Origin of the sequence: Anaerococcus prevotii DSM 20548, from assembly GCF_000024105.1 — a bacterium.
Taxonomy (GTDB): Bacteria; Bacillota; Clostridia; order Tissierellales; family Peptoniphilaceae; genus Anaerococcus; species Anaerococcus prevotii.
The window spans coordinates 1556712-1572751 of record NC_013171.1 but is presented as its reverse complement, the minus strand read 5'-3'; the positions used below and the strand labels follow the sequence as shown (position 1 = coordinate 1572751).

The 16040-nt window shown below is 33.8% G+C and carries 18 protein-coding genes and 1 pseudogene; 15 read left to right on the top strand and 4 right to left on the bottom strand.

The window, feature by feature from the left end; translation table 11 throughout:
- The first annotated feature begins 24 nt into the window (after positions 1-24).
- Positions 25-213: a hypothetical protein gene (locus APRE_RS09750; RefSeq protein ID WP_169302049.1), complete on the top strand. Its 189-nt coding sequence runs from the start codon at positions 25-27 to the stop codon at positions 211-213.
- 58 nt (positions 214-271) lie between these two features.
- Here APRE_RS09750 and APRE_RS09945 read toward each other — a convergent pair.
- Positions 272-564: pseudogene (locus APRE_RS09945) on the bottom strand (transposase); the annotation flags it as partial.
- A gap of 478 nt (positions 565-1042) precedes the next feature.
- Here APRE_RS09945 and APRE_RS07450 point away from each other — a divergent pair.
- From APRE_RS07450 to APRE_RS09940, 6 genes are all read left to right on the top strand, one after another.
- Positions 1043-1327: a prealbumin-like fold domain-containing protein gene (locus APRE_RS07450; protein WP_338025057.1), complete on the top strand. Its 285-nt coding sequence runs from the start codon at positions 1043-1045 to the stop codon at positions 1325-1327.
- A gap of 734 nt (positions 1328-2061) precedes the next feature.
- Positions 2062-2976, top strand: a complete 915-nt coding sequence (locus APRE_RS07445; RefSeq protein WP_015778370.1) for a hypothetical protein — start codon at positions 2062-2064, stop codon at positions 2974-2976.
- A 130-nt stretch (positions 2977-3106) separates the two neighbouring features.
- A complete protein-coding gene (locus tag APRE_RS07440; RefSeq protein ID WP_015778369.1) occupies positions 3107-3925 on the top strand; it encodes a hypothetical protein in 819 nt (272 codons plus the stop codon).
- 109 nt (positions 3926-4034) lie between these two features.
- A complete protein-coding gene (locus APRE_RS07435) occupies positions 4035-5279 on the top strand; it encodes a DUF3800 domain-containing protein (protein ID WP_015778368.1) in 1245 nt (414 codons plus the stop codon).
- A gap of 282 nt (positions 5280-5561) precedes the next feature.
- Positions 5562-6449: a hypothetical protein gene (locus APRE_RS07430; protein WP_041449712.1), complete on the top strand. Its 888-nt coding sequence runs from the start codon at positions 5562-5564 to the stop codon at positions 6447-6449.
- 353 nt (positions 6450-6802) lie between these two features.
- Positions 6803-6931, top strand: a complete 129-nt coding sequence (locus APRE_RS09940; RefSeq protein WP_257005687.1) for a hypothetical protein — start codon at positions 6803-6805, stop codon at positions 6929-6931.
- Between the two features lie 68 nt (positions 6932-6999).
- Here the strand turns inward: APRE_RS09940 and APRE_RS07425 are convergent, their stop codons facing one another.
- From APRE_RS07425 to asnA, 3 genes are all read right to left on the bottom strand, one after another.
- A complete protein-coding gene (locus APRE_RS07425; protein WP_015778366.1) occupies positions 7000-7716 on the bottom strand; it encodes a TraX family protein in 717 nt (238 codons plus the stop codon).
- 106 nt (positions 7717-7822) lie between these two features.
- Positions 7823-8011: a hypothetical protein gene (locus APRE_RS09745; RefSeq protein ID WP_041449711.1), complete on the bottom strand. Its 189-nt coding sequence runs from the start codon at positions 8009-8011 to the stop codon at positions 7823-7825.
- Positions 8012-8858: 847 nt separating this feature from the next.
- The gene (gene asnA, locus APRE_RS07415) at positions 8859-9869 is read right to left on the bottom strand and encodes an aspartate--ammonia ligase (RefSeq protein WP_015778365.1); all 1011 of its coding nucleotides are present in this window, start codon (positions 9867-9869) and stop codon (positions 8859-8861) included.
- A 144-nt stretch (positions 9870-10013) separates the two neighbouring features.
- Between asnA and modA the strand changes: the two genes are divergently transcribed.
- The 8 genes from modA to APRE_RS07375 are packed head-to-tail and all read left to right on the top strand — an operon-like array spanning position 10014 to position 15841.
- Complete coding sequence (gene modA, locus APRE_RS07410; RefSeq protein WP_015778364.1) at positions 10014-10865, top strand: molybdate ABC transporter substrate-binding protein; 852 nt, start codon at positions 10014-10016, stop codon at positions 10863-10865.
- Between the two features lie 7 nt (positions 10866-10872).
- On the top strand, positions 10873-11541 hold the full coding sequence (gene modB, locus APRE_RS07405) for a molybdate ABC transporter permease subunit (protein WP_041449772.1): 669 nt from the start codon (positions 10873-10875) through the stop codon (positions 11539-11541).
- Positions 11528-12556 carry a sulfate/molybdate ABC transporter ATP-binding protein gene (locus tag APRE_RS07400; RefSeq protein WP_015778362.1) on the top strand — a complete coding sequence of 343 codons (1029 nt, stop codon included), beginning with the start codon at positions 11528-11530 and terminating at the stop codon, positions 12554-12556. Before modB ends, APRE_RS07400 begins: the two co-directional genes overlap by 14 nt.
- A gap of 2 nt (positions 12557-12558) precedes the next feature.
- Positions 12559-13497, top strand: a complete 939-nt coding sequence (gene moaA / locus APRE_RS07395; protein ID WP_015778361.1) for a GTP 3',8-cyclase MoaA — start codon at positions 12559-12561, stop codon at positions 13495-13497.
- Complete coding sequence (moaC, locus tag APRE_RS07390) at positions 13498-13986, top strand: cyclic pyranopterin monophosphate synthase MoaC (RefSeq protein ID WP_015778360.1); 489 nt, start codon at positions 13498-13500, stop codon at positions 13984-13986. It begins immediately after the preceding gene.
- Entirely contained in the window at positions 13967-14407 is a 441-nt protein-coding gene (locus APRE_RS07385) for an MOSC domain-containing protein (protein WP_015778359.1), read from the top strand. Before moaC ends, APRE_RS07385 begins: the two co-directional genes overlap by 20 nt.
- A complete protein-coding gene (locus tag APRE_RS07380) occupies positions 14391-15365 on the top strand; it encodes a molybdopterin-binding protein (protein ID WP_015778358.1) in 975 nt (324 codons plus the stop codon). Before APRE_RS07385 ends, APRE_RS07380 begins: the two co-directional genes overlap by 17 nt.
- Entirely contained in the window at positions 15362-15841 is a 480-nt protein-coding gene (locus APRE_RS07375) for a MogA/MoaB family molybdenum cofactor biosynthesis protein (protein ID WP_015778357.1), read from the top strand. Before APRE_RS07380 ends, APRE_RS07375 begins: the two co-directional genes overlap by 4 nt.
- Positions 15842-16040 lie beyond the last annotated feature (199 nt).

Below are 16040 nucleotides of genomic sequence, written 5' to 3'. Positions count from 1 at the left end.
TCATTACTATTGATAATTTTATTAATGTTAACTAGTAACATTGCATCATTTATAATTTTGTATCTTGCTGACTTTATTTATTATATGAGTAACATTTTATCGAATATAGATGTAGTTATTAATGTAGCATTTTCTACTGGATTTCTATCTATTATAGCAATAGTAGTTTCTAAAGTTTTAGAATATAATCATAAGAAAGATATATCTTTATGAAAAAAGAGAAAAAGCTTATGTGACCTGAACCCGTAAACACGGAATAATTTAATAATATTTAAGCGGAATGTAGTCTGTAATTAACAGGAGACGTTCCGTTTAATTTTGTTTTGATCCTATCTTCATTGTACCATTTTATATATTTTCAATTTCATTTCTCAAATGATCATAACTTTAAAAATTTTCTCCATAATACATTTCCTGTTTCAAAATTCCGAAGAAGTTCTCCTTTGGAGAATTGTCTAGACAATTTCCTTTTCTTGACATACTATTCCTAATATTAATTTTTTCTAATTTTTTTGTCCATGAACTATGTTGATAATGAAATCCTTGGTCTGAGTGTATTGTTAATCTTTAATATTTCTATTTTCTTTTACTTATAAATATTAGTTTTTATATTTAAAAATTAAAACTTGGAAAAATTTTCTATTACAATAGGTGTTTTTGTGTTTTTATGGGAATTATTCAATAAAGAATTTCTAGATTATATAGTATCAAATGAAAAAATACAATTAGATGAAAAGAAAATAATAAATTATAAGATTTTTTCTATTTATTTTATAGCATCCTTATTCATCTAAATATTAATCAGTGATTTTTGTAAGACATATTATAAAAAGATATCCATTTTACAAAAAAAACCACAATTTTTGAATGAAATAACAGTTGAAGTTATTATTTTAGGATTTATGATGATTGTTTACGCAGCATTGATGGTGCCAACAAATACCTAGCTGAAATGGATGCAACAACAAAAGAAAATCAAAGATAAAAACATAAACTTGAAAAATCTGAGTATGACAGACTTGTAGCAGAAGAAGCTGAACAAATAGCTATTGATGCTCAATACAAAAAAGTTGACACAGCGTATAAAGAACTTTCTGCTAAATACGAATTTGTTGATGGTGTGGACGCAGATAATGTTGTAACACTAACTTCAAATGTTAATAGTAAGCGTGCAATAGAGGATCTTGCAGGAGGAACATACTTCCTGCAAGAGACAAATACCCATGAAGGATATGCTAAACTAACAAGAGACTTTGTATTTAAAGTAGGTGAAAATTCTTGGAACACACAAGTTGATATTGACTTCGCTAAAGATAAAGATGGTTAAGATAATCACGCAGCTGACGGAACAAACGCAGCAAGAGTTGACAACAAGAATCTAATAATCCCACAAACAGGTGGTATTGGTTCACTAATCTTCGTAGTTGCAGGTCTTGGTCTCAACGAGCCGACGGGACCTCCATAAACCGGTGGGCTAAAAGACCTATGGCAGGCGAATACGTAGCATACAGAAAGAACCAAGCTAGAGCTTAATAAACAACACAATAATAATCTTAGTCTCAAAAAATGGACTGAGTAACACAAGAATTAAGAGGAGAGAAATTTCTCCTCTTTTCTTATTATATAATCAAGAAAGGCAAAGTCATAGCATCATTTATAATATGTTATCTATATAATGTTACTAATAAATGATTTTTAAAATTTGTTTATAATAATATTTAATGGGTATATATAAAATATATATAAATATTATTGGAAATAACTATTTGTAAGCATCTCCGTATTGAGTTTTGTATAAAGTTTAACAAACTGCATTTAAAGTCTTAATTGTAGGAGGAGTAAATGAAAATAAGGAATAATACAAAGCAAGGGACCAGCTGCTCCTTTACATTGTACCCATAAACTTTATCAAAGCAACGCCTTAACGTATACGGTGTATACCTTGTAAATACATGTGATGTGATTTATGAAATATTGGAGATTTCTTCGAGTCTGGGTAATTGATAATGAGAATGAGAATATATCAAATAATTTAATAATATATGAATGAGATGGAGAGATATGTTAGATTATATATATAAGATATTTGGAATACATGAAGATGGGAAAGTTAACAAATTTAATTTGGATTATAGGAATTCTATATTTAGCAATATAATTATACCAATAATGGCATTTATTTTATTAATACATAATAATAATAAACTTATAAGTAAAAGTTATAGTATCTACAGCCAGAAAAAAATCCTCTACGGGCTCATGCCTAATGTGGTATCAAAAATACTTGAATTTATACTTACATATATTAATATATTTGGAAATTTTGTATATTCTAATTATTGTTTAATAATTGCCTTACTTTTAGTCTTGCTCATTGTAATTCTAATTATTGGCAAGATAGGATTGTTTAACAAGTTTAAAATTTATAACAATAAGATGATGGATAAGAAAGGAAGAATTCATGGTTTCGATTATATAACGGCGTATTCTAATATAATAAACATCATAATATTTACCATGACAGATCTATGGATAATATATTCTTTTAGCTCTATATTTCTTTGGAATATAAATACAATATCAAAATATTCAAAGTTATCAGTATTTCTTAACTCAGTATATGCTATAAAACTATTTATTAATTTTATATTTAAGCTATTTTCAATTACATACTATGAGAATTATCATAATCTAAATTTTAATAGTTTTAGAGAACTAGATAATGGAAAGTATAATCGATTCGGTGTTTTAGACCATAAAAAGATAGAATTATCCGAGGACGATAATCGTAAAGACTTAAAAAATAAGCACATTTATATTTTAAAAGATCGATTTAGTAAGGATGGTATTTTTTTATTTGTTTTAATAAATGAATATAATAAAGAAGAACTTATTACGGATAAAGTTCATTACTCTACAAATCTAGAAGAAATTCAGTTAGTGTTTGACTATATGAAAAAGGAATATAGTAAGTAAATAATAGCTAATATGGTCATTTGTTTACTTATGTAGAATTTATATGTTGGAGAAGTATTGGAACAAAACCGTTGATTTTTAGATTAGCAATTTATTATTTGAATTGCCTTACTATTTTGGGTTGGTAAATATGAGTGAAAATATTAAAATTACTATCGAAAGTATAAGTAAAATAGTTGCCATTTTAGGTGGACTAATTAATGTAATAAAAATTTTAGGAAATTTAAATTATAAGGATAAGCTCGGAAGCTATTATGGTTTTGATGGAAATAATTTGGATGGTTTTACCTGGATTAACAGTAGTGAATTTATTCAAGGCATAGTTCAAATTTTTCTTATTATTATAATGTTTTATAGCATAAGTACATCTAAAGATTTACCAAATATACTAATAATAGTATTAAATTTTATCTTTATATTACTGATGATAATTGCAGATACATTAGCAAGTAAGAAATCGGGAGATTTTTCAGTACTTAAACTGGGTTCTATTATCTTTATAATTATAATTATTGCTTTGGTATTTAGTGAAGAATATTGCAAACTTAATTTTTATGAGAAATTTTTTATGTTCATTATCGTTATGTATATAGTACTTATTATCATTAGTCTTACACAAGTGATCGATTCGTTATTTCCAAATATTTACAAGAAGAAAACATATGAGATAATTAGAATTGATAGAACAAATGAAGATATTAGCGATGTAGGAGAATTGTACGTTAAGATTGCAAGAACAGATGATGGATTTCTTTCATTTAGGTGTAAGATACTAAATAAAAATGCTATTCCAAGTGAAAATTATAAAAAAATAAAAGATAAGAAACACAAGAAAAGTGATAAATATTTATTTATAGAAAAGGGAAGATATAGATTCATAGATCCTAAAAAAGTAACAATAGAAAATATTCGTTTTGATGAGGTTAGAGTTTTGAAAAGGAGAAGATAAATATATAACAAGAATTTTGATTAAATTTAAAAATGAACAACGTTTGGTACAATTTAAATAATGTGCTCGTTACCCATACTATAATGTAATTATTCAATAAGAGGATTTTATGAGATATAAATTTTATTATGATGAGTCTTATCATGACCCAGCAATAACTCAAAAAGATGGTGTCCAAAATATTGATTTGGAGGATGCTTCTGTGTACTTTTCTTTATGTATTGTTGGAATTAGTAGTGATAAACTTGAAGACTTTATAAATGAATATACTTTATTAGAGAATAGACATAAGAAAAAGATTGGCGTTAATGAAAGCGATGAGATTAAAGGTAGTACTTTTAGAGCTAAATATTTTAAGTGGGGATTAGCTGGTATTAAAAAAGATTATCTATATTTCTACAATGACTTATTTAAGTTATTGAGCACATATGATGTTATTATTAATATTTCAATTATAAATAAATTTGAATTACTTGTTCAAAATTTATTGGAAGATAATCTTAAGTACAGTGAGATACCTTGGAGAAATTTTGTATATGCTTTCTCTAAATTTTTCAATACACATAAAACGGAGAAATTAGTAAGGCTTATTCATACAGATAATGTTAAGGCAAGTGATGTACTTTGCGAAATTAATATAATACTCGATGACGTCATTGAAAAAATGCAAGGTTATGAATTAAAGAGATACGAAGTTAATATAGCGAAAGAAATTAAGTATGTACTAAGTAATTATAAGATAAAATTCAATATAAGAGATAAGTATCAACGGAACTATACCTATAGTCTAAGTGGATTTGAAGATTTAATGGACGAATTAAGTATAAGTAGTTATGATATTGATTTGGATATTGATGGCAAAGGAAAAAGAATAGATAAAGTAATAATGTCTGCCGAAGCATTGCTTCCTGGTGCTAAAATTACGGGAGTTGATTCAAAACAGAGTCAAGGTATTAGAGTTGCCGATTTTGTATCTAACTTAATGGGAAGGTTAATAAGATCAATCGATAAGCAGTTAGATTTAAATCGTCAAGAAATAGAAGAAGAAGGAGATTATAATAAACTTAATCTAATCAATGAGAATTGGTTTAAAGTTAACAAAGATGAGTTTGAATGCTATAGAACAATAGGGAAATTTTTTAGCGATAGATCTAGTCAATATTGGACAACATTTACTGGTGTTTACAACGATGAGGTTTTGGCTGTTTTTACGATTTTCCAATATTTTTCCGATTTTGATGATTATGAGGAATACAAAAAAACACCTATTAAAGGCCATGCGAAAAAAATTAATAAGATTGTTGTTGAAAAGCTTAGAGAGCAATTTATTATTGCGGGAAGCTATTGTGAATAAGAAATTAAACATATAAGTTCAAGGTGATATTCAGGTCCATAATATTGTGTAAAATTTACTAGTACTATATTTACTATCTCATTCTAATATACAAGTGAGAAGAGATGATCAAACCTCATTAATTTCTATGAGGTTTGATTTTCTTAGGAAACCAGCTGGTTTATTTCCGGGATATTAGATATTCATAAAAGATTTCTAATTTTAAAATCTTAATTATAATCTAAATACAAAGTTAAATTATTGTATCAAATGTATGCAAATATTAGATTTAAGGAGAAAAATTTGGGAATATTTTCTACTAGAGAGATTTCGATACTAATTTGGTTAACTATAATTATATCTCTGATATTGATAAAGAAAGAAACAAGAATAGCATTTATTGACTGTATAAAATTATTATTTGAGCCAAAAATTGCTATAATTTGGTTTATTTATTGTTTGTATATTTTTTTAATCACTATACTCTTAACAAATTTGTCAATATGGAAAAGAATTTATATTAAAGATATCATTATTTGGACCATACTTGTAGGTATGATTAATTATTTCAAGTCAATTACAGATAATGATTCTGTATTCAGTCTTAGAAAACTAATAAAAGATAACATCAATGTTACAATAATAGTTGAATTTATTATTAGCATATTCACATTTGATATTATATTAGAACTTATAATCGCACCTATAGCCACGATATTATCTCTATTAAGCTTGTATATTGAGAGAAATAGTAATTACGAGAATGTATATAAAATTATTGATGGAATTATGGGCGCTTTTGGATTGTTTTTAGCTTTTAAAACTATAGGAGTAGGGATTTACGAGTATAAATATCTAAATATAAAAGATACTTTAGTAAGCTTCATGATTCCAATTATCTATTCATTTCTATCTATTACCTTATATTATATTATTAGATTATATGTAAGGTATGAGGTTGTTTTTGTATCTTTACCATTTAGTCGAGTAATTAACTCAAAAATAAAGAAAAGACGCTTCTATAAAATATTTAAGGTGTGCCGTTTCTCGATTGAGAAGTTAGAATATTTTTATAAAAATTATGTTCCGTATATGTATGAGAGTATGTCAGAAGAGGAATTTGACGATGTATTGAAAAGTTTTATACTCGAATGTCAATCTACATATCTGGAAACATCAAATGAAAAATAATCTACAGTTATTGTCGGAAATAGTCCATATTTAATAAAAAATTGACAATATTGTATTTTAATCTGGGAGAACGGCTTTTTTACTTATATAATTATAAGATATTATGTAGCGAGAAGAGGAGAAATAATTTCCTCGTTTTCTTAACTCTGAATTATATCTTAATAAGCTATTTAAATAATTCATAGCTAGCTCACACCCATTAATAATAATTTTTATAGTTAGTTTAAAATTTATCTTATACTAGAGAAAATTTAGGCTATATTTTAGTTTATAATCCTAAAAAAGATATAAATGATAAAAGTGGTCTTGGACAATATAAGGAATATGATAAAATTCAAAATAAGATAAAATATTTGGCTAAAGAAAGGGTTGATAAATTTGGTTTGAAATCCAATTTAGAAGAGTTTTATTTTAAAGATGTAATAGTTTTATCTAAGGATGATTTTGAAAAGAAATTAAGTAAAACATACAATATCCCCTAAATCAAAAGTTATGATTTAGGGGATATTTTTAATAAAATAATGAAATTAACTTCAAATTAATACAAAAATTATATATTCAAGCAAAACCTACAAATCCCAAGTATCAACAAATGTACGGGATAGAATAAATAATTGAATAATTTATTTTGCCTTCCTTTTTCTCCATTGTAAAAATTAATGACAGCAAATCCCAAAATTGCATAAACTTCTTTTATTATCACAAGATATGAAATAAGGCTTCCGACAAGTCTTTTATTGTAGAAAAGGTAGAGGATAAAGATTATTATTATGGAATAATAATCGTAGTCAAAGGATAGAAGAGTTGCAATTATGGCATTTACTCCTACTATTAATATGGAAAGAATAAGCCAGGCGTATTTATTATTGATTTTTCTCTTTAATTTATCGACAATAATTAAGGTCAACAGTCCAAGGGCGAGCGCCCACATTATATTTTGTGATCTATTATTTATAAAAACTTTTGATTGGAACATATCGTAGGGAATTTCTGATATTATGGCGAAAATCAAAAGATTTCTTAGATATTTTCCTCTAGATTTAGTTTTATAAAAGCCTTCTACAATCATAAAGGCAAAAATCGGAAAGGCGATTCGTCCCATAATATCAAATATGGTAGATATGGTAACTAGAGGCTCTTGGTAATTTAGTTTTGGCGTTATGATTGCCTTGTTAAAATGGTCGATAAACATTGAAATAAATGCAATATATTTTAAGAAAGCTCCGTTTATTTGGAAATTCTTTTGTATTTGTTTAAGTTTTTCCATTTTTTCTCCTTAGTTTTTTAGATAGGGTCCGTATAATTGTGTAAAAAAGAAAAAGTCAGTTGAATCCTTAACTAGTCAACTATCAGTCCTGGTATTAGGTTCAACTTTATGGGGTCACCTTCCCAAGCTCGTCCTTTTTTGTGCTAGTTATCATCTTTTTTATCAAGCTACGCTTGATCACTCCGTGGAGGGTCTTCCAGTAGCCAGACGGGCTTGCTTTATCTAGCCACTTGTACAAGCAGTCATCAGCTACCTGTACTATGATAGCAAAAATGATGTCAAGTAAAAATCGCACGATTTCACCTCCTTCCATGCTAATGGAAGTGATGATAACATATATATTATACTTTATTTTAGATAGTTTTTACTTTCATACAGAGTTATTGGATTATTTTCTTAATATTATTATATTAAGTAATTTTCATTCTTTTATTCCGGATGATTGTAGTTATAGAAGTGTGATTTTTAATTATGAGATCTCTCGACTACGCTTCGCTCCGCTCGAGATAAGGGGGCTGTCTGTCTTGCACTTATGTGAAGCACTAGTTTTCCCTTGCTTCGACCTTGCGGAGAAGTCTCGGTTATTGAGATATTTGTTTAGATAAGTTTCTTTTTGTTATTTGCATGTCATCATAGACTGTAGACCTCTCGTCGCTTCCCCGTGGAAGCTCTGTCGACGGTAGTTTGCGGGCTCAGTTTCGCTTCACCTCGCAAAGCCTCGATTAAGGAATTTCATCAGTTCGCTTTGCTCACTGTGACAATTCCATTAGAGGTGGAAATTTATGTGAGATGTCTCCACTTCGGTTGACATAAGGGAAATTGAAAATCTTATGAGATGTCTCGACAAGCTCGACATAAGGGTTCTGGTAGGATTGCTACTGTGGCCAGGACCATTAGAGATAAGGGGGGAGTAGATGTTCGGTAATTGTTGCTAGATCTATTAGACATAAGGGGAGTGTTTCTCTTGCTCCTTATATAAAGCTTAACCTTTCCCTTACTTCGACCTTGTGGAGAAGTCTCAGTTATTTGGAATTTGCTCAGATAAGTTTCCTTTGTTAGAGTTATATATTATAATTTAGAATCTTAAATTTCACAAAGAAAAAGCAGGCCAAGGAATATTTCCTTAGTCTGCTTTATTTCTCCTATAATAGTTTGATTCCCTTGTTGGCTAGAGCTTTTCTTTGTTCGTCTGGCCAGTAGGATACTTGGACTTCTCCTATGTGGGCTTTTTGGAGGAAGAACATACATAGTCTTGATTGGCCGATTCCGCCTCCTATGGTTTGTGGGAGTTTGCCGTCTATTAGCATCCTGTGGTAGTCGAATTTTAGTCTGTCTAGGTTGTCTGTTTGTTTTAGTTGCTCGTTTAGTCTTTCTGGGTTGACTCTGATGCCCATGGATGATAGTTCTAGGACATCGTCTAGTACAGGGTTATATACAAGGATGTCCCCGTTTAGTTCCCAATCGTCGTAGTCTGGGGCACGGAGGTCGTGTTTTTCTCCGTTTGATAGGACTTTTCCTATTTGCATTAGGAAAACTGCTCCGTATTCTTTGACCGCTAATCTTTCTCTTTCCTTATCGTTTTTGCCTGGATATTTTTGGAGGAGCTCTTCGCTTGTCATAAATCTAATTTGATCTTTGAGGAGCTTTTGTCTAGTTGGAATAAGAGTGCAGAGGTATTCGTCTAGGGATTTCATAGTCCTGTAGATTGTTTCTACGATTTGTTTGAGGTAGTCCACGTTTCTGTCTTCTTCATTCATGATTAGTTCCCAGTCCCATTGGTCGACGTAGAAGGAGTGGGTGTTGTCTGGTTCTTCGCAGCGTCTTATGGCGTTCATGTCTGTGTAAAGGCCCTCGTGGGTTTTGAAGTTGTATTCTTCTAGGGCGTATCTCTTCCATTTGGCAAGGGAGTGGACGATTTCCATCTCGGCGTTGTGAGCTTCTGGAAGGTCGAAGGTTACAGGTTTTTCTACTCCGTTTAGGTTATCGTTAAGACCTGATGTTTCTGAAACGAATAGGGGAGCAGATACACGCTTTAGGTTTAGGTTGTTGGCTAGGTTGATTTGGAAATAGTCTTTGATTTCCTTGATCAACAGTTGGGTTCTATATAAATCTTCATTGCTTTTATAATTTTCTGGTATAACTAACTTACTCATATTAACTCCTTTTCAATAAATAATAGTATACTCGACTTTGGCCCAAAAATAAATAGAGAAGTTCCTATATAGCTATAAATGTGATATAATATGACCGAGTAGTTAACGTGAACTATTCGATATTTCTTAAAGGAGAATACTATTATGAAAAAAATGACGGGAATCTTTTTAGCTTTGCTTTTTTCGGTAACGCTTGCAGCTTGTGGAGCCAAGGCACCTGCAGGAGAAGATGTGAATGATGGAAAGATGTCAGAAAAGAAGAAGGATGATAAATCAAGCGAGAAGACTGACCTCAATGTCTTTGCGGCGGCATCTATGACCGAGTCTTTAGAAGATTTGAAGGAAGTTTTCGAAGATGAAAATCCAGGAATTAATCTGGTGTTTAATTTCGACTCCTCTGGAACGCTTAAGACACAAATTGCTGAGGGGGCCGATTGTGATGTATTTATCTCAGCAGCTCAAAAGCAAATGGATGCACTCGATCCAAATAGCGATAGTAAAGAAGGGGATATTACAATCGATCCTTCTAGTAGATTTGACCTTCTAGAAAACGAAGTTACTCTTGCAGTAAGGGAAGATTCTAATAAAGATATTACATCGTTTGATGATATTAAGACAGATAAGGTCGCAACGATTGGACTGGGCAATGCCGATGTTCCCGTTGGTCAATATTCTGAATCTTTACTAAAGAATATGGGGATTTGGGAAGTGATTCAAGATAAGATTAGCTTCGGGTCAAATGTTAAGGAAGTTACTTCTTGGCTTACGGAAGGAGCTGTTGATTGCGGAATTATTTATTCGACAGATGCAAAGGCTGCAGGTCTAAGAATCGTAGATACGGCAGATCCTGATATGCTTGATAAGAAGGTGATTTATCCAGCAGCCCTTATCGAGAATTCTCCTAATAGGGAAGCGGGCGAGAAGTTTTTGGAATTTCTAAAGACCGATAGGGCAAGGGAAGTCTTTGTCAAATATGGTTTTAAGCCAGCAAGTTAGATTAGCTATGAATCTATTTCCCTTATATAATTCTGTTAGAATTGCTTTAATTTCTTGTTTTTTTACATTTTTTCTAGGGATATTTTTGGCTTATCAAGTAAGGAAGCTAAATCCAACGGTCAAGGGGTTCTTGGATGTGATCTTGACTCTACCCTTGGTCCTTCCTCCCACAGTTGTTGGGTTTTTCTTGCTTAAAAGTCTGGGTCCTAACAATTACATAGGAGAGTTTTTCGCGAGGAGGGATATCAGCCTAGTTATGAGATGGTATTCGGCGGTTTTTGCGACTATTATCGTAACTTTTCCCTTGATGTATAGGACTAGCAGGGGGGCTTTCGAGTCTTTTGATATGAATCTAAAATATGCCGCCCAGACTCTGGGCAAGTCCAATACTTGGATATTTTGGAGGATAGTCCTTCCATCTTGCAAGAAGGAGATTCTCGCAGGCCTTATCCTTTCCTTTGCTAGGGCCTTGGGGGAATATGGAGCGACTAGCATGGTTTCGGGATTCATTCCCAACAAGACTGCCACTATTTCAACTACGGTCTATCAGCTATGGAGGATAGGTCAGGATAGCCTTGCCTACAAGTGGGTTCTTATCAATCTAGCCATTTCCTTTGTAGTCTTGTTATCCCTAAATCTTCTAGAAAGTAAGGAGAAAAACCATGCTAGTGTGTAAGATAAAAAAGGACTTCAAGAATTTCAAGCTCGACGTGGATTTTGAGATGGAAAATGAGAGGCTGGGCTTTCTTGGAGCAAGTGGGTCGGGTAAAAGCCTAACCCTTAAGGCCATAGGAGGACTGATTAAGCCTGATTCAGGTAAGATTATCCTAAATGGAAGGACTCTTTTTGATTCAGAAAAGAAAATCAACCTAAAAGCTCAGGACAGGAAAGTGGGCTATCTCTTCCAGGACTACGCCCTTTTCCCCAACTTCACTGTAGAAGAAAATGTGAAAGCTGGTCTTAGAGATAGGGCCGATATCACAGATAAGCTAAAAGAGATGCACATCTACCATATCAAGGACAAGCTTCCAGCCTATATTTCCGGAGGAGAAAGACAGAGGACAGCCCTTTGTAGGATCCTTGTAAATAAGCCTGATATCTTACTTCTAGATGAACCCTTTTCAGCCCTGGATGAGTTTCTCAAAAATTCAATCGAGGCAGAAGTCTTAAATATTATCAGAAAATATGATCTTAAGACGATTCTGGTAAGCCATAACAAGGACGAAGTCTACAGGATGAGCGATAAGATAATAAGTATTAGCCATGGAAAAAGTGGAGGCCTAAAGGAAACGAGAGACTTTTTCGAAAATCCCACAAGCCTTACTGAGGCTAAGCTTATTGGAATAAATAACTTCTCGGATTTTGAGATTGTGAAGGACGAAATATTTCTTAAGGCTTGGGGTATAAGACTAAAAACTAAGACTAAGATTAAGACTGAAGCAAATCTATGTGCCCTAAGAAGTAGGGATATAATTTTAAGTGATAGGGCCTTGAATGACGACTTTATCAAAATCCAAGATTTTCGTCTAATAGAAAATATCGACTCCTTCCTTATAATTTTAAATCAAGACCATAAAAAATATGATGATTTGAGGATTGAAATAGATAAGGAAGAGTATAAAGAGTTTCACGATGGGCCAAAGTATTTTGCTATAGATAGCCGCAAGCTATTGTTTTTGAAAGAGGAATGATTATGAAAGATCAATTTGGAAGAGAAATTTCATATCTTAGGATATCTGTCACCGACAGGTGTAATTTCAGGTGCAAATATTGCATGGGAGAAGATGGAATTAAGCTTCTTCGTCACGAGGACATCCTAACTTTCGAGGAGATAGTAGAAACAGCCCAGATTATGGCAGGTCTTGGTATTAGAAAGATTAGGTTAACTGGAGGCGAGCCTTTCGCAAGGCGAGGAGTGATGGATCTTATAAAGAAGCTATCTCAGATACCTGAGATAGAGGACTTGGCCATAACGACAAACGGGTCTATGGTTTATGACAAGCTGGAGTCCCTTAAGGAATACGGTATTTCTAGAATTAACTTTAGCCTGGATACCCTGGATAGGGAGAAATTTAAACTAATAACTGGAGCAGATCTCTTAGAAGAAGTGAAAAGAACTATCTTCAAGGCAATCGAACTTGACTTTAAGGTTAAGGTCAATATTGTCTTAATCAAGGGCTTTAATGATAAGGAAATAGGAGATTTCCTAGCCCTTACTGAAAATAACGATATTGAAGTAAGATTTATCGAGCTTATGCCAATCGGAGCGGACCTTGACTTTGATAGGAATAATTACAAGGAAAATCTCCATATCCTCGATGGATATAGGAAAAAGGACCTGGGCTTTGACGGAGTGGCGAGGACTTTTGCCATAGAAGGTCATAAGGGAAGGGTCGGTCTCATATCGCCCCTAAGCCACAAGTTCTGCAAGGACTGCAATAGGATTAGGCTTACTGCAGATGGGAAGCTTAAGGCCTGCCTGCACTCGAGAGAGGAGATATCTATCAAGGGCCTAAGCTTTGAAGAAAAGAAGAAATTAATTGGAGAAACTATTTACAAGAAGCCCAAAAGTCACAGGCTAGGTGATTTTGGCTCGGAAAGCGTACGAACAATGAGTTCTATAGGGGGATAGATGGATAAGTTTAGTCATTTGGATGAAAATGGAAGAGCGAGGATGGTTGACGTATCGAAGAAAAAGGAGACAGATAGGCTTGCTATAGCGACTGCCAAGGTCTTCTTAAATGAAAAGACCTACACTATGGTCCAAAACTCAGAAATCGAAAAGGGAGATGTCTTAACTGTCGCCAAGGTCGCAGGAATCATGGCTGCCAAAAACACTGCCAATATGATTCCTATGTGCCATCCCATCAATCTCACTTCTATAGAAATCGACTTTGTTATGGATGATAAGACTCATACAATCGAGATTAGGACTTCAGCAAAGCTTAATGCCAAGACAGGAGTCGAGATGGAGGCCCTTACGGGGGCGAGTGTGGCTGCCCTTACGATTTATGATATGTGCAAGGCAGTCCAGAAGGATATAGAAATTGGCGAGATCAAGCTTTTAAGAAAGACTGGCGGCAAGAGTGGAGATTACAAGAATGAAAGTTATATCGGTTAATATAAGCGAGAAAAAGGGAACGATCAAAAGCCCCGTCCCTCAAATAGAACTTAAGAAAAACCACGGAATAGTGGGAGATGCCCATGCGGGAAACTGGCACAGGCAGGTATCTCTCTTAGCCGTGGAATCATTAGAGAAGATGAAGGAGAAAATCCCAAGTCTAAAGCCGGGAGACTTTGCAGAAAATATAATGACAGAGGGGATTAGCCTTCACACCCTTCCTATAGGGACACTTCTCATTATTGGAGAATGCGAGCTTGAAGTGACTCAAATCGGAAAAGAATGTCACAAGGGTTGTGAGATTAGAAACATAACGGGTGAATGTATAATGCCAACAGAAGGAATCTTTGCAATAGTAAGGAAGGAAGGCACGATCTACCCAGAAGATGAGATAAGGATAGGATATGATAGAAAAAATTAGAGTAGAAGATGCAGTGGGCCTACCTCTCCTCCACGATTTTACAGCGATTATGGAAGATGGCTTTAAGGGTGTCTTGTTTAAGAAAGGGCATGTAGTCGAAGAATCTGACATCGAAGTCCTCAAAGATATCGGCAAGGATCATATCTATGTAGGAGAGCTAGAAGAAGACCAAGTCCATGAAGAAGACGCAATTGATGAAATTTCCGACAATCTCTTTGGTGCAAATATCGAAGCCTCTGATGTAAGTGAAGGAAAGATCAATCTTACAAGCAAGGTCAAGGGCCTTTTCGTTATAGATAGGACCCTTCTAAGAAAAATCAACGAAATCGGAGATTATACCATAACTTGCAAGAAATCCTACACTAAGGTAGAGGAAGGCGACAGGCTTGCTGGAGCGAGGATCGTTCCTCTCTGGACCGAGAGACGTCAAGTAGAAAGAGCCAAAGAGATTCTCGAAGCTGGTCCTATATTTGAAGTGAAGGAATTTAAAAAGCTTAAAGTAGGATGTATCATAACTGGCGATGAGGTCTATTATGGAAGGATCAAGGATGCCTTTAGGCCAGTCCTTAGAGAGAAATTAGCTGAGTTTGGGGCGGAAGTTTTAGGATATGAATTCCTCCCAGATGATGAAGATAGGCTTGTAGCTACTTTCGAGAAATTTAAAGAGGAAGGTGCGGACCTTGTGATATTTACCGGAGGAATGAGTGTCGACCCAGATGATATCACTCCAAGAGCCATTAGAGAAACTCACGCAGAGGTCATAGTTCAAGGAATCCCTATGCAGCCAGGAAATATGCTTATGGTCGCAAGGTTAGGAGATACCTATCTTATGGGAGTGCCTGGGGCAAGTATCCACTCAAAGGTTACAAGCTTTGACTTCTTCCTTCCTAGAGTCTTTGCAGGGATCGACCTAAAAAGAGAAGACTTCCTAGAAATAGCGGAAGGAGGGCTCTTATGAGATTTACGGCAGGAGTGCTTACGATTTCAGACAGGGCAAGCTCTGGAGTCTATGAGGATAAGAGCGGGAAGGTCCTGGTAGAATTACTAGAAGATTTCGGTCTAGAAGTTAGAAAATATGAGATAGTAGCAGATGATTTCGAAAGCATTAAGGAGAAATTATTAGCCTATACTGATGAAGAAATTTCCCTAATACTTACCAGCGGAGGCACAGGCTTTAGCCAAAGAGACATCACACCCGAGGCAAGCCTTGCCGTTATAGAAAAAAGAGCGGACGGCATAGTTGAAGCTATCAGGAATGAATCCGCAAAAATAACTCCTATGGCCTATCTATCAAGAGCTGTGGCAGGCATTAGGGGGAAGAGCTTAATCATAAACTTCCCAGGAAGCCCCAAGGCTTGTAGGGAGAACTTTGAAATCATAAGGCCCTTTCTATTCCACGGCCTTGAGACAATCGCAGGTTGTGACAAGCATTAAGTAGAAGACTAGGGGCTCTTGTAGAAAGAATAAATCCTAGTTAGAAAATTTACAATGAAGTTTCAAAGGGCCTGCGAGGTAATTTCATCTATCAGTAAGCAGGCATCAATTGGGCTACCATCCGGGAGAGGTTAAATTTCCTAAGATATATTTTTAATGGCGATGTGATCATTATTCATAGTTTGCTAACAGCCCTTTT

Coding starts and splice junctions, on each gene's coding strand:
- moaC (WP_015778360.1), top strand. CDS start 13,498: ATGGATAAGTTTAGTCATTTGGATGAAAATGGAAGAGCGAGGATGGTT.
- APRE_RS07385 (WP_015778359.1), top strand. CDS start 13,967: ATGAAAGTTATATCGGTTAATATAAGCGAGAAAAAGGGAACGATCAAA.
- APRE_RS07380 (WP_015778358.1), top strand. CDS start 14,391: ATGATAGAAAAAATTAGAGTAGAAGATGCAGTGGGCCTACCTCTCCTC.
- moaA (WP_015778361.1), top strand. CDS start 12,559: ATGAAAGATCAATTTGGAAGAGAAATTTCATATCTTAGGATATCTGTC.
- APRE_RS07435 (WP_015778368.1), top strand. CDS start 4,035: ATGAGATATAAATTTTATTATGATGAGTCTTATCATGACCCAGCAATA.
- asnA (WP_015778365.1), bottom strand. CDS start 9,869: ATGAGTAAGTTAGTTATACCAGAAAATTATAAAAGCAATGAAGATTTA.
- APRE_RS07400 (WP_015778362.1), top strand. CDS start 11,528: ATGCTAGTGTGTAAGATAAAAAAGGACTTCAAGAATTTCAAGCTCGAC.
- APRE_RS07440 (WP_015778369.1), top strand. CDS start 3,107: ATGAGTGAAAATATTAAAATTACTATCGAAAGTATAAGTAAAATAGTT.
- APRE_RS07375 (WP_015778357.1), top strand. CDS start 15,362: ATGAGATTTACGGCAGGAGTGCTTACGATTTCAGACAGGGCAAGCTCT.
- modB (WP_041449772.1), top strand. CDS start 10,873: ATGAATCTATTTCCCTTATATAATTCTGTTAGAATTGCTTTAATTTCT.
- APRE_RS09750 (WP_169302049.1), top strand. CDS start 25: ATGTTAACTAGTAACATTGCATCATTTATAATTTTGTATCTTGCTGAC.
- APRE_RS07445 (WP_015778370.1), top strand. CDS start 2,062: ATGTTAGATTATATATATAAGATATTTGGAATACATGAAGATGGGAAA.
- modA (WP_015778364.1), top strand. CDS start 10,014: ATGAAAAAAATGACGGGAATCTTTTTAGCTTTGCTTTTTTCGGTAACG.
- APRE_RS07425 (WP_015778366.1), bottom strand. CDS start 7,716: ATGGAAAAACTTAAACAAATACAAAAGAATTTCCAAATAAACGGAGCT.